This window comes from Streptomyces sp. NPDC048295, assembly GCF_040652135.1.
In the GTDB taxonomy this organism is placed as follows: Bacteria; Actinomycetota; Actinomycetes; order Streptomycetales; family Streptomycetaceae; genus Streptomyces.
This window is the reverse complement of record NZ_JBEZLL010000017.1, coordinates 91,292-112,110: the sequence shown is the minus strand read 5'-3', so window position 1 is coordinate 112,110 and position 20,819 is coordinate 91,292. Positions and strand designations below refer to the sequence as shown.

The following is a 20,819-nucleotide window of genomic DNA, read 5'->3' as shown; positions in this document are numbered from 1 at the left end:
CCTCCCGGAGCCCATGCCTGCGGCACTCCACACGGATACCGTGGCATCAGTCCTGCGCCTGGGAAGGAGCGACGTGGAACGCCGGGAGTTCATCCTCGCCTCCAGCGGATACGCGCTGTCCGCACTCGGCCTGCCCGACATGGACAGCATCACCCGCCGGACCAAGACCACCCTTCCCGGAGCCGTACGCGTCGGCCAGGGCGAGGTGGCCGCCGTACGCCACATGGTGAAGGCCCTCGGCGACTCCGCTTCCGAACTCGGCGGCGGCCACGCCCGCCACCTGGCCGTCCGCTACCTCACCCAGGACGTCGCACCATGGCTTGAGGGCCGCTTCACCGAGGCCACCGGCCACGAACTGTTCGCCGCGACCTCCCAGCTCGTCCACCTCGCCGGCTGGATGGCCCAGGACGAAGGCGACACTCCCGAACTGCGCGGACTCGCCCAGCGTTACTACGCACACTCGTTCCGCCTGGCCGCCGAGGCTGACGATCCAGAGCTTTCGGCGACCGCACTGCGGGGGCTGGCCGTCCAGTGCGTCGATCTGGGTTACCGGGCCGAGGCAGTCCAGCTCGGCGAAGCCTGCGTGGACTACGGCCGCCATCTCGACAACCCGCGCGCGGTCGCCTACTACGAGGCCACCCTCGCCAACGCCGCTGCCCAGGACGACGACCGCCGCATGGCCACCAAACACCTTGCCAGGTCCGAGACTGCCATCGCCGAGCCGGCAGCCGCAGGTGGCGACTCCTGGGCCGCCCACTACTCCCCCGGCCGCTGGGCCCACGAATCCGGCATGATCCTCTCCCGCCTCGGCGACCTCGACGCCGCAGAGGAACACCTCCACCTCGCCCTCGACATCCACGGCTTCGACCGCCGCCGCACCCGCGCCATCGTCCTCGCCGACCTCGGCGGCGTCCGGCTGCGGCAAGGCGACATCGACGGCGCCATGGCCACCTGGCGCGACTTCCTCGACTGCGCCGACGGCATCCGCTCGGTGAAGGTCCAGGCCGCTCTCCAGGACATGCGCGTACGCCTCCGCCGGCACAACGGAGTTCCCGAGGCCCAGGATTTGCGTGAGCGGGCGGCACGCGCCGGAGGCTGACCCTCTCCCAGCGTCGTCGCTCTCAGCGGTTGCGCCCCTTCGGCCAGGCCTCCCGGGCCGCTCGATGACGGACACCGACGCCCGGATCAGCAGCGGGTGCCTGACGCACCGTGAAGGCCGGACGCACCCCCTCCCACCTCACCCTCCCTGTTCATCAGGGCCGTGGCAGAGGCCGCCGAGCTCGTCCGCGAGTGCCGCGTCCCGCATGCCCGGCAGGGCGTACCCCTCCGTCTCGTCCCACGGGACGTCGATGTCGTCCGTGTGGACGTGCCACTCCGCTCCCCCGATGGCACGGCGCAACTCCGTTACGGAGTCGAGGACATGGACCATCACCGGTATCCACCGGCCGGGGTCGCTCGGCAGTTTCGTGGAGCCGGCGAGGATCTGGCCGTCCTCGGCGTGGTCACCGCCGTACAGATACAGGCTCTCCTCGTCGTCGTACGGGAACGACCGGGCGCGCGTGGCGACCACGTGCTCGACGGCGGCCGACTCGGCGGCGGTCGGCGGTTGTGCCCGGCGGGCGCTGTAGTAGACGGAGACGCTCATGGTCCGAGCGTATGGCCGGGGTCCGACATCGCCGGCCCGTACCGCCCCAACGCCCTTGCCACACGCTCCGGGAGGCCCGTCCAGGGGCGGCATTCGACCACCGGCAGTCCGTGCCGGGAGGCCTGCCGGGACAGCCAGTGCGAGTACGCGGCGCTGACCTGTGCCCGGTGGCGCTGTTCGCCGCTGTCGGGTTCCCGGGCCGCGTAGTTGGCGAGGATCTGTTCCGGGTCCGGCTCGTGCAGGAACACCGCGTGCACCCGGCGGCCGGCCGACCGTCCCTCGCGGATCGCTTCCGCCGCGGCGGCCGGGGTGAGGTAGTCGCCCTCGATCACGGCGGGTACGTCGACGGTCAGGCGGTTGCGGACCACGCCCAGCACCGCGGGTTCGAGGGCCCTGGCGGTGGCGATCTGAAGGTCCATCACCTGCTCGACGGCGAGCCGTGCCGTGTCCGGGATGCCGTCGAAGTGGTGGAGCGCGGGGTGGTGTTCGGCCGTCGTCATGGCCTCGACGGCGCTGACGATGTCGTCGAACTCCACCACGAAACCCTCCGACTTGCCCGTTCCGGCCGCCAGTTGGGCCGCCGCCCGGCTCTTGCCGACGCCCGAGGCCCCACCGATCAGCAATATGTCCCATGATGTCGCTGTCACGGGACGAACGTATCGCGTGGGCTCCGTGTCCGCCGTCGGCGCTGGCGCTACGGTGACCCGAGTACCGGCCCTCGCAAGGGCGGAGCCGACCGGACGGGCCGTGCGGAGAGAGCAAGGAGAGCGGGGAGAGCAACCATGGGCGAGCCCCTGAAAACCTTCGTCGGCGGTGCGGAGGTCGACGTGCCCAACAGCATTCCGGCCATCCGGGCCACGCTGCCCGAGGAGCGGCGCGAGGAGTTCGACCGCGCCATCAACGAGGCGGGGGTGCACGAGATCCAGGCCGTGATGCGGCACTGGATGCTGGAGGCCGTGCCCGATCCCGAGGCCGACCGGATCCTGGCCCGGCTGGCCCAGGACGAGGCCGAGAGGCGGAGCGTCGCTTGAGCTACCGCATCTCCTACGCACCGCCCGCCGACGACTCCCTGGCCAAGATGCGCGACGGCGAGAGATTCCGCGCCGAGATGGCACGCACCCTGGGCCTCGCCCCGTACGGACACGGGTCGTCGGCCGTCAAGAGCGAACGCGACCGACGCGAGGCGACGGTCGCCGGGGCGATCGTGCTCTATTACGTCTCCGGGACCGTCCTGACCGTCACCGTGGTGAGGCTCGTCCCGCTGCCCTGAACCGGCAGCGGGCCCGGCACATTCCGGAGCGGACCGGCCGGACCGCCCCGGACGGCACGTCCTGGGAACCGGCGGGGACTAGGAACCGGCGGGGACTTCGATGGTGTTCCCCTTCTCGTCGACGGTGTGGGTCTGCCAGTAGACGTCCCACTTGTCGCCGACGTGCTTGGGGACCTTGCCCTTCGGGTACCGGACGTATCCCTTCGGCGGGTCCTCGCCGTCGGGCTGGCAGGCCGATCCGGTGCCCCCGATCGTCATGATCGGGTACTCCCCGCCGCCGCAGGTCGCGTCCTCGGTCGAGCAGCCCGTGGTCAGCACCGCCACGGCCGCCGCGGCCAGGGCGAGGCCCGCTGCGGTACGGCTCGGGCGGCGCCCGTTCCTCCTGGACGCCACCCTGCCGAATCGACTGATCCCGTACATCGTCACTCCTCCTGCTCGCTGGTCCTCCCAGCCTGCATGGAGCGTGAACGGCCGCTCATGAGTACGAATACTCACCGGCGGGGCGCCATGTACTCGTCCGCCCCATGTACCGCACCGACAGGTGTCAGGCCAGCTTCGCGGCCTGCGCCTCGACCACCGCGGTCGGCAGCTCGAAGTCCTTCACCTCACCGGCGAGCATGGCCATGTTCATCGAGGAGAACGAGGCGAACGAGGCGCCCTGGCGCAGGGCCACGAGCTTGAGCACCGCCTTCTCCCCGCCCTGTTCCAGCTGCACGGCCCAGGCAACCGCCTCCTCGCCGCCCTTGACCTGCTCCTCGGTGATCTTGAGGACCTTCTGCTTCTCGCCGGCCGCCGTGAACTCGAAGCCGCCGGCGCACTCGGTGGACGCGGTGCGCAGCGCGGCGACCGACTCCTGGGCGCCCTTGCCGTCGTACGAACCGAGGGCCAGCTGCGTCGTCGTGATGTCGAACGCCGCCTTGAACGCCTCATCGGCGTCCCCGCTGTCCTGCTTCGCCAGGTCGCCCTTCTTCGGCTCGCTGACGATCGCGCGCTTGGTGAACGCGCCCGGCTCGCCGACCTGCACGCCCATCAGCGCGTTCGCCAGCGGGGCGCAGACCTTCTTCTCGACCTTGATGTCGTCGACGGAGATCGTGTCCTTGGCCGCGGCCTTGGAGATCTTGTGTCCCTTGACGTCACCCTGGGCCAGCACGGCCTTCTCCAGCTCGGCGGCGCTCAGCGCCTTGGCCGCGGCCGCGGGCTCCTTGCCCTTGGCGTCCGCCCCCTTATCCCCGGAACCGGAGTCCGATCCGCCGCAGGCGGTGGCGAGCAGGGCCAGGGACACCGCGGTGGCGGCAACTGCGGTACGGCGTACGGCGGTGGAACGCATGGTCCGGTCCGTCTCTATGAGCAGGGTCTTCGGTTTTGCTCACTCTATGAGCGAAAAATGGTTTGATGATCAATCAAGTCGGGCACGGGATGCGATCGTGACGGCGCCGTGATCATCCTGTGAAGGCGCTGTCCGTGGCAGCCGCGATCCACACCGGGACCCGGCGCGGGGACAATCGCTCGCATGCAGGCAGACCGAACAACCTCAGCCGTACTCCGCTCCGTTGGACTGACCGAGGACCGGATCGCCCGGTGCGCACCGCTCACCGGAGGCACGTTCAACACGGTCTCCCGGGTGACGCTCACGGACGGCAGCGACCGGGTGGTGAAGATACCGCCGCCCCCGACGCCCGGAACGCTGATGACCTACGAGCGTGATCTGCTGGTCAACGAGACCACGTTCCACGCCCGCGCGAACGGTTCGGCCCCGGTCCCCCGCGTCCTGCACAGCGAGCTCGACCCGGCCGCGCCCACCAGCCCGTACGTGATCATGTCGGCCTGTCCGGGCCGTCCCTGGAGCGAGTTCGCCCCCGGCTCGCTGTCCACCGCGGAAGAGCGCCTGCTCCGCGACGACCTGGGGCGGATCGTCGCCCGGCTGCACGCCGTCACCACCCCGGACGGCTTCGGCTATCCCTCCCTGGCGGTGGGCCCGTTGGCCCCGGCCTGGCGGCAGGCGTTCACCGCGATGACCGACGCCGTCCTCGCCGACGCGGACACCTACCGGGCCCGGCTGCCGCGCCCGACGGCCGGCATCCGTGCGCTGCTCGCCGCCGCGTCGCCCGTCCTCGACGACGTCGCGCGCCCCGCCCTGGTCCACTTCGACCTGTGGCAGGGCAACCTCCTCGTCGACGGCGGGCCGGGGGCGCGGAGCATCGGCGGAATCGTCGACGGCGAGCGGATGTTCTGGGGCGACCCGGTCGCCGACTTCGTGTCGCTCACCCTGTTCGGGAACATGGAGGAGGACGAGGACTTCCTCGCCGGGTACGCGCAGGGCGGCGGGCAACCGGTGGTGTTCGACGCGTCGGTGCGGCTGCGGCTCGCGCTCTACCGCTGCTATCTCTACCTGATCATGCTGGTGGAGACCGTTCCGCGCCGCGCGTCCCGGGAGGACCGGGAGTGGGCGTGGACGCATGTCGCCCCGCAGCTCGAATCGGCCCTGGTGGAAGTGGAGTCGGCGCTGCGCACCGGGAACTGAGCGCAGCGCCCGCCGCCCTCGCCCTCAGCCGGCCAGCGCCCGCTGGGCCTCGTACAGATTGGGCGGCCACACCGCCTCCGGTGTGCCGTACGCCTCCAGCCGGGTGTGCAGATCGCCGGTGAAGTCGGGGACGTCGATCTGGTCGAACTCCGTCACCTCGCTGATGCCGACCGTCGCGCTGTACGGGGCGAGTCCGTCGATCCGCATCAGGCCCGCCCGGCCGTTGGTGACCCGGATGTTCCAGTGCGTGAAGCGGGCCCCGAAGAGCGGCCCCGCGCTCGCGTCGCCGCCGTGCCGGCCGTTGTTCTCGACCGTGATGTCGGTGCGGACGTTGGCGAACGGCATTCCCCGGTGCGAGTCGAACGTCCCCATCTCCATCACCCCGCGCGACCAGACATTGCCGCTGGACAGGCCCTCGACGTTGATGCCGTGCAGCTGCGTCCCGGCGGGCGCCGGTACGGTGCGCCGCTCGATCGTGAAGTCCTCGATCAGGTTGTCGTGCGAACCCTCGCGGCAGTAGTACGGATGGTGCGAGCCGCGGCCCGTGACCTTCGTACGGCGCAGGGTGCAGGCGGAGGCGGCGACCAGTCCGAAGCCGTTGTCGACGTGGCGGACGGTGATGTCGTCGGCCCAGCAGTCGTACGCGCACTGGAACGCGACGCCGTTGTACCCCTTGTCCAGCAGATGCGGCGACTGCGGGGTCTCGACCGCTTCGAGCGTGAGGCCCTCGACGCCGGAGCCGGTGAGCGGGGTGACGAGGGTGGTCAGCCGCGGATCCCACTCGGGCCGGACGTCGAGCGGGAGCGGGCGCTCCAGCGTGACCCGGCGGCCGTGCACGGAGGTGACGCGGACCGGCCATTCGTAGGGGACGTACGAGGTCAGCTTGGTCTTGTCGTCCCATTGGTAGGCCTCGGGGCCGGGGCCGCCGCCCGCCATGTGCTCCAGGAGCGTGTGGCCGGCGTCGTCGGCGAGGCGGAGCAGGACGAGTGCGCCGCGCCGCAGCCCCGTCGGGTCGTCGACGGTGACCGAGCGGTCGCCGCGGCGGGCGGGGGCGACGGCGGTCAGGGTCCGCCACTCGTCGCGCCGGTTGCCGGTCCATCCCTCGAAGGGCCAGGACCTCGCCCTGATCGCATCAGTGAGCGAGGTCCAACGGCCGGTCGGACAGAGCCAGATGAGGCCGCCGGCCCAGGACCAGCTGGACTTGTCGCCGCCGTACCGGCTGCCGTACGCGCCGATCAGCTCGGTGAGGTTCCTGGTCGCGTACAGCCTGGTGCGCCCGCTGCCCGCGCCGCGCACCACCACGTCGCTGTGGCCGATCCGGATGATGTCGTCGATGCGGTACGTGCCCGCGGGGACGAGCACCGTGCCGCCGCCGCGCTCTCCGGCGTCGGCGATGGCCCGGTTGATCGCGGGGGCGGCGTCGGCGGAGCCGTCGGGCTTCGCGCCGTACTGCCGGACGTCGGCGACGAAGCCGCGTCCCATGCGGCGGGGCGGGCGGGAGCCGCCGCGGCAGCCGGCCCGGCCGATGAACGGGATCTGCGGATGGGTGAACGGTGCGGCGGCGAACTCCCGCCAGAGCGGGGGGGCCGTACGGGGCCCGCCTCCGGGCGCCCGGCCCGCGGCGGCCGCCGTGCCGCTGCCGGTGGTGCCGGTGACCGCCGTCGCGGCGACGGCCACGGCCACGGCCAGCAGGCCGCGTCTGCCGATGCTTCCCCCGAACGCCTCGGCCGTCTCGGCCGTCCCGGCCGTCCCGGCCGCCTTGCTCGCCTTGCTCGCGTTGACCGCGTTGATCGCCATGAATCCGAGCCGCCTTTCATCCATGTGAACGACGTTCATATCTGCGTCGGCGGCGAGCATGCCACGGTGCCCCGGCGTGACGAAAGGGGCGTGCACCGGGGAATGTCCGTGCGGGGTCGGTCAGCCGCTGCGCTCGGCCGGACGCTGGGTCAGATGTGTGAACGCGTCGAGGTTCCGGGTGGATTCACCGCGCGCCACCCGCCACTCGTACTCCTTGCGGATCGAGCTCGCGAAGCCCAGCTCCAGGAGGGTGTTGAAGGAGCCGTCGGCCGCTTCGAGGACCGTGCCGAGCAGCCGGTCCAGCTCCTGCGGGGTGACCACGGAGAGCGGCAGCTTGCCGACCAGATAGATGTCGCCGAGCCCGTCGATCGCGTAACTCACTCCGAAGAGGCGGAGGTTGCGCTCCAGCAGCCAGCGGTGGACCGCGGCGTCGTTCTCGTCCGGGTGGCGCACGACGAAGGCGTTGAGGGAGAGCGAGTGCCTGCCGACGCGCAGCGAGCAGGTGGTGGACAGCTTGCGCGTGCCGGGGAGCTTGACCACGTAGTCACCCGGCGCGGGGCTCTCCCATTCGAGCTCGGCGTCCTTCAGGGTCGCCTCGATGACCTGCGCGATCCGCGTCGTCGCCGCTTCGGTCGGTGCCGCTCCGTCGGGTACGTCAGCCATGGTGCGAGCGTACGTCAGGGATGCAACGAGCGTCCGTCCGTCAGGCATGCAGCGAGCGCACCCGACGGCGGTGTTCGTGCATCGCGGCCGTGTACACGTCGGCGGTCGCGGAGGCGGCGGTGTCCCAGCCGAAGCCCTGGGCGTGCGCGGCGGCCGCCGCTCCCATCCGGGCGACCAGTTCCGGCGAATCGGCGAACCGGGCCAGCGCCCGCGCGTACGCCTGCGGGTCGTGCCCGGGTATCAGGAAGCCGCTGACCCCGTCCCGCACCGCCACCGGGAGACCGCCCACGGCCGCCGCGACGACGGGGGTGCCCGCCGCCTGCGCCTCTATGGCGACCAGGCCGAACGACTCGCTGTGCGAGGGCATGACCAGCACGGAAGCGGCCCGGAACCAGTCGGCGAGCTGTTCCTGCCCGACCGGCGGCTGGAACCGTACGACATCGGCGATGCCCAGCCGTGCCGCCAGCTTCTGCAGTCCCTCCGGCTTGGCCAGCCCGCTGCCGCTCGGGCCGCCGACGACCGGCACGACGATCCGGGAGCGCAGCGTGGGGTCGCGGTCCAGCAGGGCGGCGACCGCCCGCAGCAGCACGTCGGGGGCCTTCAGCGGCTGGATGCGGCCCGCGAAGAGCGGAATCAGGGCGTCCTTCGGCAGCCCGAGGCGCGCCCGTGCCGCGGCCCGCCCGTCGGCGGGGCTGAAGCGGTCCAGGTTGACCCCGGGATGGACGACGGCGACGGAGCCGGGATCCGCGTCGTAGAAGCGGACGAGTTCGTCCGCCTCCTCGGCGGTGTTGGCGATCAGCCGGTTCGCCGCGTCGACGATCTGGGTCTCGCCGATGACGCGGGCCGCCGGCTCGGGGGTGTCGCCCGTCGCGAGCGCCGCGTTCTTGACCTTGGCCATGGTGTGCATGGCGTGGACGAGCGGGACGCCCCAGCGCTGGGCGGCGAGCCAGCCGACATGGCCGGAGAGCCAGTAGTGGGAGTGGACGAGGTCGTAGTAGCCGGGGCGCTGGCCGGCCCACGCCTGCATCACGCCGTGCGTGAAGGCGCAGAGCTGGGCGGGCAGCTCCTCCTTGGCCAGGCCCTCGTACGGCCCCGCGTCGACGTGCCGGACCAGGACGCCGGGCGCCAGCTCCACCACCGGGGGGAGCCCACCGGTGGTGGACCGGGTGAAGATCTCGACCTCGATGTTGATCGCGGCGAGGCGCCTGGCCAGCTCCACGATGTAGACGTTCATGCCGCCCGCGTCGCCCGTGCCCGGCTGGTGCAGCGGCGAGGTGTGCACGGAGAGCATCGCGATGCGGCGGGGCTTGCGATGGCCGCCGGGGAACGCGGCGGGGAACCTGAGGCGCGGTGCGACACGGCTGCTGCCGCGCCGGGAGACGTACTGACTCACGTCGTCCGGTCCTCCTCATCCAGGGCATGACACCGAAGGGACCCGAGCCCCTGCGAACGGCTGCAACAGCGGAATCTCTCCTTTCATTTCCGCTTTACCAAATCATTACGGTGCGCGCACCGCACCCCGACGGCCCCCGGGCGGGCGCCGCCCCCTGCCGGGAGATCGTTACGCTCGCTGTCATGCGCCCCATCGGCACCGCGACCCGCGGGACCACCAACCCGAACCGGCTCCGCCGCATGGACCGCTGGATCGCCGCCACCCACGGCCCGGCCCTGCGCCGCGCCGACCGCCCCGTCGCCGTCGATCTCGGGTACGGCGCCGCGCCCTGGACCGCCGTCGAGCTGCTGCGCCGGCTGCGCACCGCCGAGCCGCGCACGTCCGTGGTCGGCGTCGAGATCGACCCGGACCGGGTCGCGGCGGCGAAGCCGTACGAGCGCGAGGGCCTGACCTTTGTGCACGGCGGCTTCGAGATCCCGCTCCCCGGGCGCCCCGACCTCATCCGGGCCGCGAATGTGCTGCGCCAGTACGACGAGGGCGAGGTCACCGCGGTCTGGCAGCGGCTGTGCGCCCGCCTCGCGCCGGGCGGGCTGCTGGTGGAGGGCACCTGCGACGAGATCGGGCGCCGGCACGTGTGGGTGGCGCTCGGCCCGGAGGGTCCGCGCACGGTCACGTTCGCAACCCGGCTCGCCTCCCTCGACCGCCCCTCCGACCTCGCGGAGCGCCTGCCCAAGGCGCTGATCCACCGCAATGTGCCGGGCGAGCCGGTCCACGCGTTCCTGCGCGACTTCGACCGGGCGTGGGCCGCGGCGGCCCCGTACGCCTCGCTGGGAGCCCGGCAGCGCTGGATCGCGGCGGTGCGGTCGCTGTCGGGCGACTGGCCGCTGTCCGACGGGGTACGGCGGTGGCGCCAGGGCGAAGTCACGGTGAACTGGGACGCCCTGCGGCCCAACCCGTAGCCCGACCCGCGCCGGACGGGAGCGGCCGGGCGGTGTCCGGGGCGGCGGACGGGAACGGGAACGCGGGATCGTTCGTCAAGACAGAGGGGAGCAGGGGGAGCGGCAAGGGGCAGCAGGGGGATCCAGGGGAGCGGGCGAGTCGGGGGACGTGATCCGTGCGACCGTCAGGACAGCGGGCGTGCGCCTCTGTTGCTTTTCGGTACGGCATGGCACGATCTCGACATCGGCGAAAAGTTACTGACGGTAAATCAGATTCATTCGGAGGGGAATCTCGTGAACCGACGTCACTGTGCCTCAGCCGCGATCACTCTGGTCTGCGCGCTGACCGTACTCATCACGCCGGTCCAGGCCTTCGCCGAGCCCGCGCCGCCATCCCCCTCCGACGTGCGTTCCGCCTCCGGGTCCAAGGCCCCGAAGAAGAGCCTCGAAGAGGTGCGCAAGGAGATCGACGCCCTGTACCGCAAGGCCGGGGCGGCCACCGACGCGTACAACCTCGCCGAGGAGAAGGCCGAGAAGCAGTCGGTCGAGATCGTGAAGCTGGCCCGCGCCATCGTCGTGGGGCAGTCGAAGATCGCCGAACTCAAGAGCCAGGCCGGCGCCCAGGCCCGCGAGCAGTACCGCAGCGGCGGGCTGCCGCCCGGCGCCCAGTTCATGCTCAGCGACGACCCGCAGCTGTTCCTGGACGGGGTGAACCGGGTCAGGGAGGGCCAGCAGGCCGCCCAGGGTGTGCTCGGCGAACTGACCAGGACCCAGCAGGACCTGGAGACGTACACCGAGGACGCGAGCACCAACTGGAAGAAGCTCGAAGCCAACCGGGTCCGGCAGGCCAAGGCCAAGAAGAAGATCAACGCGCAGATCGACGCGGCGAAGAAGCTGGAGTCGCAGCTCAAGAAGGAGGAGCGGGCCCGCCTGCTCAAGCTGGAGCAGGAGGCCGAGTACAAGCAGCAGACGGCCTGGCTCAGCTCCGGCGCCCTGAAGGACATCAACCGCGAGGCGAGCGCGAGCGGCAAGGAGGCGGTGGCCTTCGCGACCGCGCAGATAGGCAAGCCGTACGTCTGGGGCGCCGAGGGCCCCAAGTCGTACGACTGCTCGGGGCTCACGTCACAGGCCTGGCTGGCGGCGGGGCGGCCGATCCCCCGCACCTCGCAGGAGCAGTGGCGACTGCTGCCGCACATCGCCATCAAGGACATGCGCCCCGGCGACCTGATCATCTACCACAGTGACGCCAGTCACGTGGGCATGTACGTCGGCGACGGCGCGATCGTGCACGCCCCGCGCCCCGGCCGCAATGTCACGCTGGCGGGCGCGGGTTCGATGCAGATCCTCGGCGTCGTCCGCCCGGACAAGTAGCCCCGGGCCGGACGAGCGGCCCCGGCCCGGGCCGGATCGAGCCCGTCCGGCGATCGGGGGCGGAACGCCCCGGGACACCTCGCCGGACGCCCGCGGCACCCCGCACCGACACGGGCGTGACCCGCGCCACCCGCCGCCCACCACCCCACGTGACCTTTGTCATGCCCGCATACCCGCCCCCGCCCCGGCACATCTCGCCGGATCCGTGACCTGACGCGGCTTATGGCTGTGCATATGCCGGAGGCCGATCGCGGAACGCCATTCCGTTCCCCCGCCACGGACCGCTATCGTCCCCGTCTGGCAGGTCGTCGATCGTCGTCCCGCCGCGCCCTCGGGGGGAGGGAAGGAAACCCGAACCGATGCCCGTACCCGAACCGCAGCAAGGTACCGAAGCCGCTGCGGAGGCCTCCCACGGCGCCGTCCTCACCCTGCTGGTGATCGAGGACGACCCGGCGGGCAGCTTCACCGTCCCCGAGCTCCCGGCCGAGGCCGGCACGAGGGTGCGCATCCGCACCGCCCGCAACCTGACCGAGGCGGGCCGGCTCCTCACGGACGACGTCGACTGCGTCCTGCTGGACCTCGCCCTGCCCACCGGCAGCGAGACCCGTGCCTCCGGCGCCGGGAACGCGGCGGAGGCCGACGGGCTCGCCACCCTCGAACACGTACTGCGGATCGCCCCGCGCCACGCCGTCCTCGCGCTCACGGCACAGGACGACACCGAGCTGGCCGCCGCGGCGGTACGGGTCGGCGCCCAGGACTACCTCTGCCGCGACGAACTCGACGGACGGCTGCTCAGCCGTGCCATCCGGTACGCCGTCGAGCGCAAGCGCGCCGACGTCGCCCAGCGCCGGCTCACCGAGTCCACCCTGCGCGCCCAGGAGAACGCCCGCCTCGAACGCGGCCTGCTCCCCACCCCGCTGCTCGAAGGCTCCGACCTGCGCTTCGCGGCCCGCTACCGCCCCGGCCGCAGCCGCGCGCTACTCGGCGGGGACTTCTACGACACGGTCCGCACACCCGACGGCACCGTCCACGTGATGATCGGCGACGTCTGCGGGCACGGCCCCGACGAGGCGGCTCTCGGCGTGGAACTGCGCATCGCGTGGCGGGCGTTGACCCTGGCGGGGCTCTGCGGCGACGAACTGCTCTCCACCCTCCAGCAGGTCCTGGAGCACGAGCGGGAGAGCGAGGAGATCTTCGCGACGCTCTGCACCGTCGACATCGCCCCCGACGGCCGGCGCGCCGGGCTCTGCCTTGCGGGCCACCCCGCCCCGCTGATCGCCCGGCCCGGACAGACCGCGCACCTGCTCCCGTACGAGGACGGCGGACCGGCCCTGGGCCTGCTGCCCCGCGCCCGGTGGCCGCGCCGGCAGGTGGAGCTCGGCGGCTCCTGGAGCCTGATGATGTACACGGACGGGCTGATCGAGGGTCGCGTGGGTGAGTCCGGCACCCGGCGGCTGGGCCAGGACGGCATGGTCGCGATGATCAACCGGCAGCTGACCCAGGGGCTCACCGGCGAGGACCTCCTGGAGGCCGCGGTCACCCAGGTGCGGGAGCTGAACGGCGGCGAGCTCACCGACGACGTCGCGGTCCTGCTGCTCGACCGCGACGAGGAACGCGTACGCCACCGGATCCCGAACGGCGACCGGGGCCGGAGCATCCCTCGCCCCCGCCCCGGATCGGCACCGCCCACGGCACCCGTGAGCGCCGCGAACGCTCAGCGCCCGCCGTTGTAGGGCCCGTACGGCCCGTCGCTGCTGGAGCCGCCGCGCCGGCCGCCGCCACCGCCCGAGACCGCCTGGAGTGCGGGCCGCACGTCCACCAGGAAGACGATGGAGGCGACCGCGCCCGCGAGCTGCAGGAACAGCATCGGTACGAAGAGATTCACGGCGACGGTGATACCGAGGATGAGCAGCCAGAAGGACTTCTTCTGTTTGTCCGCGGCCCGGTAGGCGTCCTCACGGGCCATCGCGGCCATGACCAGTGCGACCACGGCCAGCACCAGCATGACCATGTAGAGCAGCCAGACGAGTGTGCTGAATCCTGTGAGCAACATGGTGTGTGCACCGCCTAATAAGTGGATGAGCGCCTCGCGGCCAAGGTACCGGGACAACGAGCCGGACACCCCTGAAGGTGCCCGGCCCACGCCCCGCTACACACGGCGGCGCCACGGCACCGCCCGGGGTGCCGTGGCGCCGGGGTACTACTTCGCGCCGGGCGGAGTGGTCTTCTTCGCGGCGGGCTTGCGCACGGGCGCCTTCCTGACGGGCGCGGCCGGGGCCTTGCTCTCCGGCTTGGCGGCCTTCGGCGCGGGCTTCGGAGCGGGCTTCGACGCGGGCGCGGCCTTCGGCTGGCCGGGCCTGCCGGCCGGCGCGGTCCTGGTGGTGCCCGCCGGCCTGGACTCCTTGCGCGGCTCGACGACGACGGCGATCTCGACGATCTCCTCGGCGGCATCGCCGCGCCAGTTCTTCACGGTCTGCTCGCCGCGCTCGGCGACCTTCTCGTACGTCTCCCGGGCCCGCACCGCGTACTCCGCGGCCACTCCCAGACTCCGCAGCGCCAGGTCCTGCGCGTTCTCGCCCAGTTTCCGCAGGTCGCTGTCGAAGGATCCGATCACCTCGGTGACCTTGGCCTGGACGGTGGCCTGCGCCTCCTTGGCCTGCGAGGCCACCTTCTCCTGCACGGCCTTGGGGTCGGCGTTGCGCACGGCCTCGATGCGCTCCGGCGCCTCGGCACGAAGCTGCTCGATCAGCGCCGGGACCTTGCGCGCCTGCTCGACGGCGAGATCGGCCGTACCGGCGGCGAAGTAGAGGGGGGTCGGGTCGGTGAGGGTCTTGCGCAGGTCATCGGTGATGGCCATGAGTGTGGTCCTCCCGGATCATCGGACTCAGTGTGAGGGTTCTTCTGGTGTTGAAGGCTTCGGAGCCTTCGAAGGCTTTGGAGGGGTGGAAGGAGTGGAAGGAGCTGACGGCTTCGAAGCCTTCGAAAGCTTCGAAGCCGTGTCGGCACCGGCGTCCGGCCCCGATTCGCCGCCGGTCTCCGATCCGGCCGCGACGCCGGATTCCGGTCCGGGCTCGAACCCGTTCTCCCTGCGGAAGGAGTCGTAGATCTGCAGCAGGACACTCTTCTGCCGCTCGTTCATGGACGGGTCGGCCAGAATGACCGCCCGCGTCTCCAGCTCCTCCCGCTCCCTCTCGTCCAGAATCCCGGCCCGTACGTAAAGGGTCTCGGCGGAGATCCGCAGCGCCTTGGCGACCTGCTGCAACACCTCGGCGCTCGGCTTGCGCAGCCCGCGCTCGATCTGGCTGAGGTAGGGATTGGACACCCCGGCGGCGTCGGCGAGCTGCCGCAGCGACAGCTGCGCGTTGCGCCGCTGCTCGCGCAGGTACTCACCGAGATTGCCGACGTTGAGTGATGCCATACCCCGATGGTGCGCCACCCTTGCTAACTTTTGCAAGCAGGCGCTTGCAAAAGTGCGCCACACCACTCGCCCGGCCCCGTACGACGCGCGGCGAGAGGCGCCGTCCGTCCCTGTGACGACACGCGTGACGCGGCGGGCCGCCGCTACGGACCGCCGCTACGGGACGTTCCAGGCGGAGATGAACGGCTGCCCGTCCTCGGCTGCCAGGAAACCGAGAGCCCCCGGATGCGGGTGGCCGAGCAGTCTGGCGGCCGACGCGTCCAGGCCCAGCCAGCGCACGGTGAGCACGCGCGCCAGATGGCCGTGAGCGACCACGGCGACATCGCCGTCGCCCAGCAGCGGCCGGATCCGGCCCAGTACCGCGTCGATCCGCGCGGCCACCTGCTCAAGCCGCTCACCGGGATGGTCGGCGTCGCCGGGGATGACGCCGTCCCGCCACAGGTCCCATCCCGGGCGCGTCTCACGGATCTGTGCCGCGGTCAGGCCCTCGTACCCGCCGTAGTCCCACTCCATCAGGTCGGGGTCGGGCCTCACGCCGGTCAGGCCCGCCAGCTCGGCCGTCCGCATGGCGCGGCTCAGGGGACTGCTGAACACGGCGACCGGCGGGCGTCGGGCCAGCCTCGGGGCGAGTGCTTCCGCCGCGGCCTCACCCGCGTCGGTCAGCGGAACGTCGGTGCGGCCGGCGTGCCGGCCCGACAGGCTCCACTCGGTCTGGCCGTGCCTGATCAACATCAGCTCACCCATGGTGGACACGCTAACCGCCCCCGGGAGAGAGGCGGGGCCGCACCGGATTTCTGCCGTACCCGTGCCCGTGCCCGCAGCCACGGGCACGGCCGCACAGCGCTAGCGTTGGCGCCCATGATCGTATGGCTCAACGGCACCCACGGCGCGGGCAAGACGACGACCGCTGCGCTCGTACAGCAACTGATCCCGGATTCACGGGTGTTCGACGCCGAGAAAGTCGGCGTGACACTCATGGACATCACGCCGGGGCTGCCCTGGACGGGCAACTTCCAGCACTGGCCGCCGTGGCGGCCACTCGTCGTCGAGACCGCCCGCCACGTACTCGACTACACCGGCGGCACGCTGGTGATGCCCATGACCGTCCTGGTCGAGGAGTACTGGCGCGAGATCAGCGCGGGTCTCGCCCGGCATGACATTCCGGTACGGCACTTCGTCCTCCACGCCGACCAGGACACCCTCCGCGGGCGCATCGAGGGGGACACCGTCATGGGCCCCTCCGCATTCCGCCTCGAATACCTTGAGCCCTATGCCGAGGCGGCCCGCACCTGGCTGCACGACGAGGCCGAGGTCGTCGACACCACGCACCTCACACCCGACCGGGTCGCCCTGCGGATCGCGGAGGCAGTCGGGAGTTGAGGTCCGCCCGCCTCGCAGAAGCGGGCGGAAGTGGGCGGAAGCGGGCGGAAGGGGCAGCCGAAACCCTTGGTTGACCTTCACCTTGGGGGAAGCCGCAGCATCGGTGGGGCCGGGCGACGTGCCCGGCACGAGGAGGAACGGGCATGGGGCTGCTGACCATCGGGGCGTTCGCGAAGACGTCCCGGCTGTCGCCGAAGGCACTGCGTCTCTACGACGAACTCGGCCTGCTGACCCCCACACGCGTCGACCCGGTGAGCGGCTACCGCCTCTACGCACCGGAACTGCTGGAGCGGGCCCGGCTGGTCGCCTGGCTCCGGCGCCTGGGCATGCCCCTGGTCCGTATCCAGCAGGTCTGCACGCTGGAGCCGGCCGCGGCGGCACAGGAGATCCGCGCGTTCTGGGCCCAGGCCGAGGCCGACACCGCCGCGCGGCGGGACCTCGCTTCCTTCCTCATCGACCATCTTTCCCGGAAGGACCCCGCCATGTCTCCTGCCACCGAGCCCCTGGGAATCCGTTACGCCGCCCTTTCCGACCGAGGCCTTGTCCGCGAGAGCAACCAGGACACCGCCTACGCCGGGTCGCGTCTGCTCGCCGTCGCCGACGGCTTCGGCAGCGCGGGGGCCCCGGCCGGTGCGGCCGCCATCGACGCGCTCAAGCGCCTCGAAACCGGCGGTATTCCGTCGGGTGAGCTCCTCAACGTCCTCGAAGACGCCGTCGAACAGGCCAAGCAGGCCGTCAACGGCGTCGCCGGACCCGGCTCCTCGCCCGAAGAGGCCGGCACCACGCTCACCGCGATGCTGTGGACCGGATCGCAACTGGCCCTCGTCCACATCGGGGACTCCCGCGCGCACCTCCTGCGTGACGGGGAGCTGTTCCAGATCACGCACGATCACACCGTGGCGCAGTCGATGGTCGACGAGGGACGCATCACCCCGGAGGAGGCCGTCTCCCACCCCCAGCGGTCGCTGTTGATACGGGCCCTGGGCCACGGTGCCGACGGCACCCCCGACATGCGCCTTCACGAAGCCCGGCGGGGAGACCGCTACCTGCTCTGCTCCGACGGCCTGTCGACCGTCGTGCGGACCGAGGAGATCAGCCGGGTGCTCCGCGAGACCGGGGAGCCCGAGCAGGCGGTCCGCGAACTCGTCGCCCTCGCCAACGGCTCCGGCGGCCCGGACAACGTCAGCTGCGTGGTCGCCGACGTCGTGGAGCTCCGGCAGTAGGAACGGACTGCCGGCACGGAACATCGCACCGCCTGCGGCGGGGTGGGACATCGGCCACCGGCCCGTCCCACCCGACCGCAGGCACCACGCGTCAGCCCTGGCAGATGCAGAAGGGATGACCGGCCGGATCGGTGAGGACGCGCGCCCGGCCCGCCTCATGGGGCTGGTGATCCGGCTTGCCCGCGCCCAGCTCCAGCAGCCGGGCCTCGGCCTCGTCCAGGTCCGCGACATCGAAGCAGAGGTGGAGCTGCTGGGGGACGGTCTGGTCGGGCCAGCGCGGAGCGCGGTAGTCCTCGACCCGTTGAAAGCCGATGAAGAGGCCGTCCTCACGGTCGAGGCCCGCGAAGTCGGCGTCCGACTTCGGGTGGGGTACGAAGCCGGTGGCCTGCTGGTAGAACGCCGCCAGGGCCGGCGGATCAGGGCAGTCGAGCGTGATCGCGACCAACTTCATCTGCAGGGACATGGCGCCTCCGGCCGGCCTGTGGACTTCGGACTTCCGCGACGAACACCCTAGGCCGCGGACCTCTCGGGCGCGGTCCCCTCGGGCGCGGTCCCCTCGGGCACGGGCTCACCCGGTGCGGGGCACCGGCGCAGGCCCGCACCACCTCCAGTAGCCACTTTTTTGTGGGTACTTGGCGGCGGCCGGCAACGGGGCGAACCTGGTGAGGGGCGGCCGGAGGGCTGCCGGATCCGGCCGGGCGGGACAAGGGGGGCGAGGCGATGGATCAGGAGGGCGGCCGGTCCCCGGTGAGTTTCTCCAGACGACGGTGGCCCCAGTCGGAGACGGGCGCCAGCGCCTCGGAGAGGTCCCGGCCGAACGCGGTCAGGGAGTACTCGGTCCTCAGCGGGAGCTCGTCGTACACCTCCCGGTGCACCAGCTCGTCGGCCTCCATCTCGCGGAGCGCCTGAGTCAGCACCTTCTCGCTGAGCCCCGGCAGCCGCCGGCGCAGTTCGCCGGGGCGGTGCGGGCCGGACTCCAGCAGCCAGAGCAGGGCCGTTTTCCACTTTCCGTCGATCACCGCGATCGCGGCGGTCACCCCGCACACATTCGGGTCCTGGGCACGGCTGCGCACCATTTCCGCCCCTTTTCCTACCGATTACCCATATCCATACGGGAGTTGAGCCATGTCTTCTTACGCCGAACAGTCCGCCGTCACCGTACTCGGCCTGGGGCCGATGGGCCGGGCCCTGGCCGGCGCGTTCCTCGACGCCGGCCTGCGGACCACGGTCTGGAACCGGACACCCGGCCGGGACCGGGAGCTCGTCGAGCGGGGTGCCGCCGGTGCCCGGTCGTCCGAGGAAGCGGTCGCCGCGAGCCCGCTGACCGTGATCTGCGTGGTGAACCACGACGCCGTGGACGCCGTTCTGCGGCGCGAGGCGGTCGCCGGCGCGCTCAGGGGCCGTACGGTGAGCAGCCTGACCGCCGACACCCCGGCCCGCGCCCGGGACCTCGCGGCGTGGGCGGCGGAGCACGGCATCGGCTATCTGGACGGTGCGATCATGACGCCGACCACGACCATCGGCACACCGGCCGCGGTACTGCTCCACAGCGGCCCGCAGGAGCTCTACCGCGAGCACCGGCCGGTGCTGGACGCACTGGGCGGCACCCACACCCATCTCGGCGAGGAGATCGGCCGGGCCGCCGCGTACGACATCGCGCTGCTCGACATCTTCTGGACCGCGATGGCGGGTTACGCCCACGCCCTGGCGGTCGCACGGGCGGAGGGGATCACCGCGCGGCAGCTGGCCCCGTTCGCCCGGGGCATCGGCGCCATCCTCCCGCCGATCTTCGAGGAGACCGCGGCCGAGGTGGACGGCGGAAGGTACCCCGGCGACGGCAACCCGCTCACCTCGGCGGCGTCCTCCATGGCCCATATCGTCCACGCCTCCGAGGCCCACGGCATCGACGCCACCGTGATGCGCGCGGCCGAGGACCTGGCCCGCCGCGCCATCGGCCACGGTCACGGCGCCGACGGATTCCTCCGGATCACCGAGCTCCTGAGCCGCCGCTGAGGAACCTCCGTCGCGGCCCGGACACCGGGCAGGGCCGACCGTGCGTACCCGGCCGGGGAGGAGCCCGGCCGGACCGGCACCGCCGATGAGGTCCGGGGCGTCCCGTTACGATCGCCGCAGGTTCCCAGAGAGGCAGGCACGGCATGAAGGTCCTGATCGCCGGAGGCGCGGGGTACATCGGCAGCACGGTCGCGTCCGCCTGCTCGGACGCCGGGATCACCCCCGTCGTCCTCGACAACCTGGTCACCGGCAGGCGGGAGTTCGCACAGGGCCGGGCCTTCCACGAGGGCGACATCGCGGACGGTCCCCTGATCGACCGGATCTTCGCCGAGCACCCGGACATCGAAGCCGTCGTCCACTGCGCGGCGCTGATCGTGGTCCCCGACTCGGTCGCCGACCCGGTCGGCTACTACCGGGCGAACGTGGCCAAGTCCCTGGAGTTCGCCGGCCATCTGCTGCGCAACGGCTGCACCCGCATGATCTTCAGCTCCTCCGCCTCCATCTACGCCGCCGGCGCGGATCTGACCGTCGACGAGGACTCCCCCGTCGACCCGCAGAGCCCGTACGCGCGCACCAAGGCTGTGTGCGAGGCGATGTTCGCCGACATCGCCGCCACCCAGCCGCTCCGGGTGCTGTCCCTGCGCTACTTCAACCCGATCGGCGCGGACCCGAAGCTGCGCACCGGGCTCCAGCTACGGCGTCCGAGCCATGCCCTGGGCAAGATGATCCAGGCGCAGGAGGAGGGCGTTCCGTTCCGGGTCACCGGGACCGGCTACCCCACGCGCGACGGTTCCGGCATCCGGGACTACGTCCATGTCTGGGACCTGGCCGCCGCGCACGTGGCCGCGCTCGGCGCCTTCGACGACGTCCTGCCGGAGGCCGGCTCCACCGCCGTCAACCTGGGCACCGGCACGGGCACCACCGTGCGCGAACTCCTCGACGCCTTCAACGAGGTGGTCGACACCTCCGTGCCGTCCGTCGACGCCGAAGCCCGGCCGGGCGACAACGCGGGGGCGTACACCCGGAGCGACCGGGCGGAGCGGCTGCTGGGATGGCGGCCGCGGTACTCGCTGGCGGAGGGCATCCGCCACTCCCTGGAGTGGGCCGCCGTACGCGAGGACGTGCTCGGCGGCCCCGCGTAGGCCCGCGGTCGCGTACGCCCGCCGGGGATCAGGGGCCGCGTACGC

24 protein-coding genes are annotated in these 20,819 nt (G+C 71.8%); 11 read left to right on the top strand and 13 right to left on the bottom strand.

All coding sequences use genetic code 11. From position 1 onward, the window contains the following. Window positions 1–73 precede the first annotated feature (73 nt). On the top strand, window positions 74–1,099 hold the full coding sequence (locus AB0D53_RS24675) for a tetratricopeptide repeat protein (protein WP_362450092.1): 1,026 nt from the start codon (window positions 74–76) through the stop codon (window positions 1,097–1,099). Between the two features lie 138 nt (window positions 1,100–1,237). Here the strand turns inward: AB0D53_RS24675 and AB0D53_RS24670 are convergent, their stop codons facing one another. Together AB0D53_RS24670 and AB0D53_RS24665 are read right to left on the bottom strand one after the other, a co-directional pair. Then, entirely contained in the window at window positions 1,238–1,645 is a 408-nt protein-coding gene (locus tag AB0D53_RS24670) for a hypothetical protein (RefSeq protein WP_362450090.1), read from the bottom strand. After that, window positions 1,642–2,292 carry an AAA family ATPase gene (locus AB0D53_RS24665; protein ID WP_362450088.1) on the bottom strand — a complete coding sequence of 217 codons (651 nt, stop codon included), beginning with the start codon at window positions 2,290–2,292 and terminating at the stop codon, window positions 1,642–1,644. Before AB0D53_RS24665 ends, AB0D53_RS24670 begins: the two co-directional genes overlap by 4 nt. 135 nt (window positions 2,293–2,427) lie before the next feature. Here AB0D53_RS24665 and AB0D53_RS24660 point away from each other — a divergent pair, with 135 nt between their 5' ends. Next, complete coding sequence (locus tag AB0D53_RS24660; protein ID WP_329818372.1) at window positions 2,428–2,676, top strand: hypothetical protein; 249 nt, start codon at window positions 2,428–2,430, stop codon at window positions 2,674–2,676. After that, window positions 2,673–2,915, top strand: coding sequence for a hypothetical protein (locus AB0D53_RS24655; RefSeq protein ID WP_362450084.1), 243 nt, complete (start codon window positions 2,673–2,675; stop codon window positions 2,913–2,915). Before AB0D53_RS24660 ends, AB0D53_RS24655 begins: the two co-directional genes overlap by 4 nt. 78 nt (window positions 2,916–2,993) lie before the next feature. Here the strand turns inward: AB0D53_RS24655 and AB0D53_RS24650 are convergent, their stop codons facing one another. Both AB0D53_RS24650 and AB0D53_RS24645 read right to left on the bottom strand, forming a co-directional pair. Next, window positions 2,994–3,335: a hypothetical protein gene (locus AB0D53_RS24650; RefSeq protein ID WP_362450082.1), complete on the bottom strand. Its 342-nt coding sequence runs from the start codon at window positions 3,333–3,335 to the stop codon at window positions 2,994–2,996. 124 nt (window positions 3,336–3,459) lie between these two features. After that, window positions 3,460–4,242, bottom strand: coding sequence for a hypothetical protein (locus AB0D53_RS24645; RefSeq protein WP_362450080.1), 783 nt, complete (start codon window positions 4,240–4,242; stop codon window positions 3,460–3,462). Window positions 4,243–4,425: 183 nt separating this feature from the next. Between AB0D53_RS24645 and AB0D53_RS24640 the strand changes: the two genes are divergently transcribed. Next, window positions 4,426–5,436, top strand: coding sequence for an aminoglycoside phosphotransferase family protein (locus AB0D53_RS24640; protein ID WP_362450078.1), 1,011 nt, complete (start codon window positions 4,426–4,428; stop codon window positions 5,434–5,436). 24 nt (window positions 5,437–5,460) lie between these two features. Here AB0D53_RS24640 and AB0D53_RS24635 read toward each other — a convergent pair whose 3' ends face one another. The 3 genes from AB0D53_RS24635 to mshA all read right to left on the bottom strand — a co-directional run bounded on the left by AB0D53_RS24635 (window position 5,461) and on the right by mshA (window position 9,289). After that, complete coding sequence (locus AB0D53_RS24635) at window positions 5,461–7,257, bottom strand: glycosyl hydrolase family 28-related protein (protein ID WP_362450075.1); 1,797 nt, start codon at window positions 7,255–7,257, stop codon at window positions 5,461–5,463. A 96-nt stretch (window positions 7,258–7,353) separates the two neighbouring features. Further along, window positions 7,354–7,896 carry a YbjN domain-containing protein gene (locus AB0D53_RS24630; RefSeq protein ID WP_362450073.1) on the bottom strand — a complete coding sequence of 181 codons (543 nt, stop codon included), beginning with the start codon at window positions 7,894–7,896 and terminating at the stop codon, window positions 7,354–7,356. Window positions 7,897–7,936: 40 nt separating this feature from the next. Further along, window positions 7,937–9,289 (bottom strand): D-inositol-3-phosphate glycosyltransferase, encoded by a 1,353-nt coding sequence (mshA, locus tag AB0D53_RS24625; RefSeq protein WP_362450071.1) that lies wholly within the window; start codon window positions 9,287–9,289, stop codon window positions 7,937–7,939. A 182-nt stretch (window positions 9,290–9,471) separates the two neighbouring features. Between mshA and AB0D53_RS24620 the strand changes: the two genes are divergently transcribed. The 3 genes from AB0D53_RS24620 to AB0D53_RS24610 all read left to right on the top strand — a co-directional run bounded on the left by AB0D53_RS24620 (window position 9,472) and on the right by AB0D53_RS24610 (window position 13,331). Next, window positions 9,472–10,248, top strand: a complete 777-nt coding sequence (locus AB0D53_RS24620) for a class I SAM-dependent methyltransferase (RefSeq protein WP_362450069.1) — start codon at window positions 9,472–9,474, stop codon at window positions 10,246–10,248. A gap of 273 nt (window positions 10,249–10,521) precedes the next feature. After that, the gene (locus tag AB0D53_RS24615) at window positions 10,522–11,598 is read left to right on the top strand and encodes an NlpC/P60 family protein (protein WP_362450067.1); all 1,077 of its coding nucleotides are present in this window, start codon (window positions 10,522–10,524) and stop codon (window positions 11,596–11,598) included. A 359-nt stretch (window positions 11,599–11,957) separates the two neighbouring features. After that, a complete protein-coding gene (locus AB0D53_RS24610; protein WP_362450065.1) occupies window positions 11,958–13,331 on the top strand; it encodes a fused response regulator/phosphatase in 1,374 nt (457 codons plus the stop codon). Here AB0D53_RS24610 and AB0D53_RS24605 read toward each other — a convergent pair. The 4 genes from AB0D53_RS24605 to AB0D53_RS24590 form a co-directional block, all read right to left on the bottom strand. Then, the gene (locus tag AB0D53_RS24605; RefSeq protein ID WP_329818383.1) at window positions 13,313–13,651 is read right to left on the bottom strand and encodes a DUF2516 family protein; all 339 of its coding nucleotides are present in this window, start codon (window positions 13,649–13,651) and stop codon (window positions 13,313–13,315) included. The genes AB0D53_RS24610 and AB0D53_RS24605 overlap by 19 nt on opposite strands. Before the next feature lie 147 nt (window positions 13,652–13,798). Then, the gene (locus tag AB0D53_RS24600; RefSeq protein WP_362450062.1) at window positions 13,799–14,455 is read right to left on the bottom strand and encodes a hypothetical protein; all 657 of its coding nucleotides are present in this window, start codon (window positions 14,453–14,455) and stop codon (window positions 13,799–13,801) included. A gap of 27 nt (window positions 14,456–14,482) precedes the next feature. After that, window positions 14,483–15,016, bottom strand: coding sequence for a helix-turn-helix transcriptional regulator (locus AB0D53_RS24595; RefSeq protein WP_362450060.1), 534 nt, complete (start codon window positions 15,014–15,016; stop codon window positions 14,483–14,485). Window positions 15,017–15,172: 156 nt separating this feature from the next. Beyond that, on the bottom strand, window positions 15,173–15,760 hold the full coding sequence (locus AB0D53_RS24590) for a histidine phosphatase family protein (RefSeq protein ID WP_362450057.1): 588 nt from the start codon (window positions 15,758–15,760) through the stop codon (window positions 15,173–15,175). Between the two features lie 114 nt (window positions 15,761–15,874). Here AB0D53_RS24590 and AB0D53_RS24585 point away from each other — a divergent pair, with 114 nt between their 5' ends. Next, window positions 15,875–16,396: an ATP-binding protein gene (locus AB0D53_RS24585; RefSeq protein WP_362450054.1), complete on the top strand. Its 522-nt coding sequence runs from the start codon at window positions 15,875–15,877 to the stop codon at window positions 16,394–16,396. A 143-nt stretch (window positions 16,397–16,539) separates the two neighbouring features. Further along, complete coding sequence (locus tag AB0D53_RS24580) at window positions 16,540–17,619, top strand: protein phosphatase 2C domain-containing protein (RefSeq protein WP_362450051.1); 1,080 nt, start codon at window positions 16,540–16,542, stop codon at window positions 17,617–17,619. A 91-nt stretch (window positions 17,620–17,710) separates the two neighbouring features. On the opposite strand, the gene AB0D53_RS24575 is transcribed toward AB0D53_RS24580, so the two are convergent. Together AB0D53_RS24575 and AB0D53_RS24570 are read right to left on the bottom strand one after the other, a co-directional pair. After that, window positions 17,711–18,082, bottom strand: coding sequence for a VOC family protein (locus AB0D53_RS24575; RefSeq protein ID WP_362450048.1), 372 nt, complete (start codon window positions 18,080–18,082; stop codon window positions 17,711–17,713). 262 nt (window positions 18,083–18,344) lie between these two features. Next, window positions 18,345–18,695: a helix-turn-helix domain-containing protein gene (locus AB0D53_RS24570; RefSeq protein ID WP_362450045.1), complete on the bottom strand. Its 351-nt coding sequence runs from the start codon at window positions 18,693–18,695 to the stop codon at window positions 18,345–18,347. Between the two features lie 49 nt (window positions 18,696–18,744). Here AB0D53_RS24570 and AB0D53_RS24565 point away from each other — a divergent pair, with 49 nt between their 5' ends. Both AB0D53_RS24565 and galE read left to right on the top strand, forming a co-directional pair. Continuing rightward, complete coding sequence (locus tag AB0D53_RS24565; protein ID WP_362450042.1) at window positions 18,745–19,632, top strand: NAD(P)-binding domain-containing protein; 888 nt, start codon at window positions 18,745–18,747, stop codon at window positions 19,630–19,632. 143 nt (window positions 19,633–19,775) lie between these two features. After that, a complete protein-coding gene (galE, locus tag AB0D53_RS24560; protein WP_362450039.1) occupies window positions 19,776–20,774 on the top strand; it encodes a UDP-glucose 4-epimerase GalE in 999 nt (332 codons plus the stop codon). The last annotated feature ends 45 nt before the right edge of the window (window positions 20,775–20,819 follow it).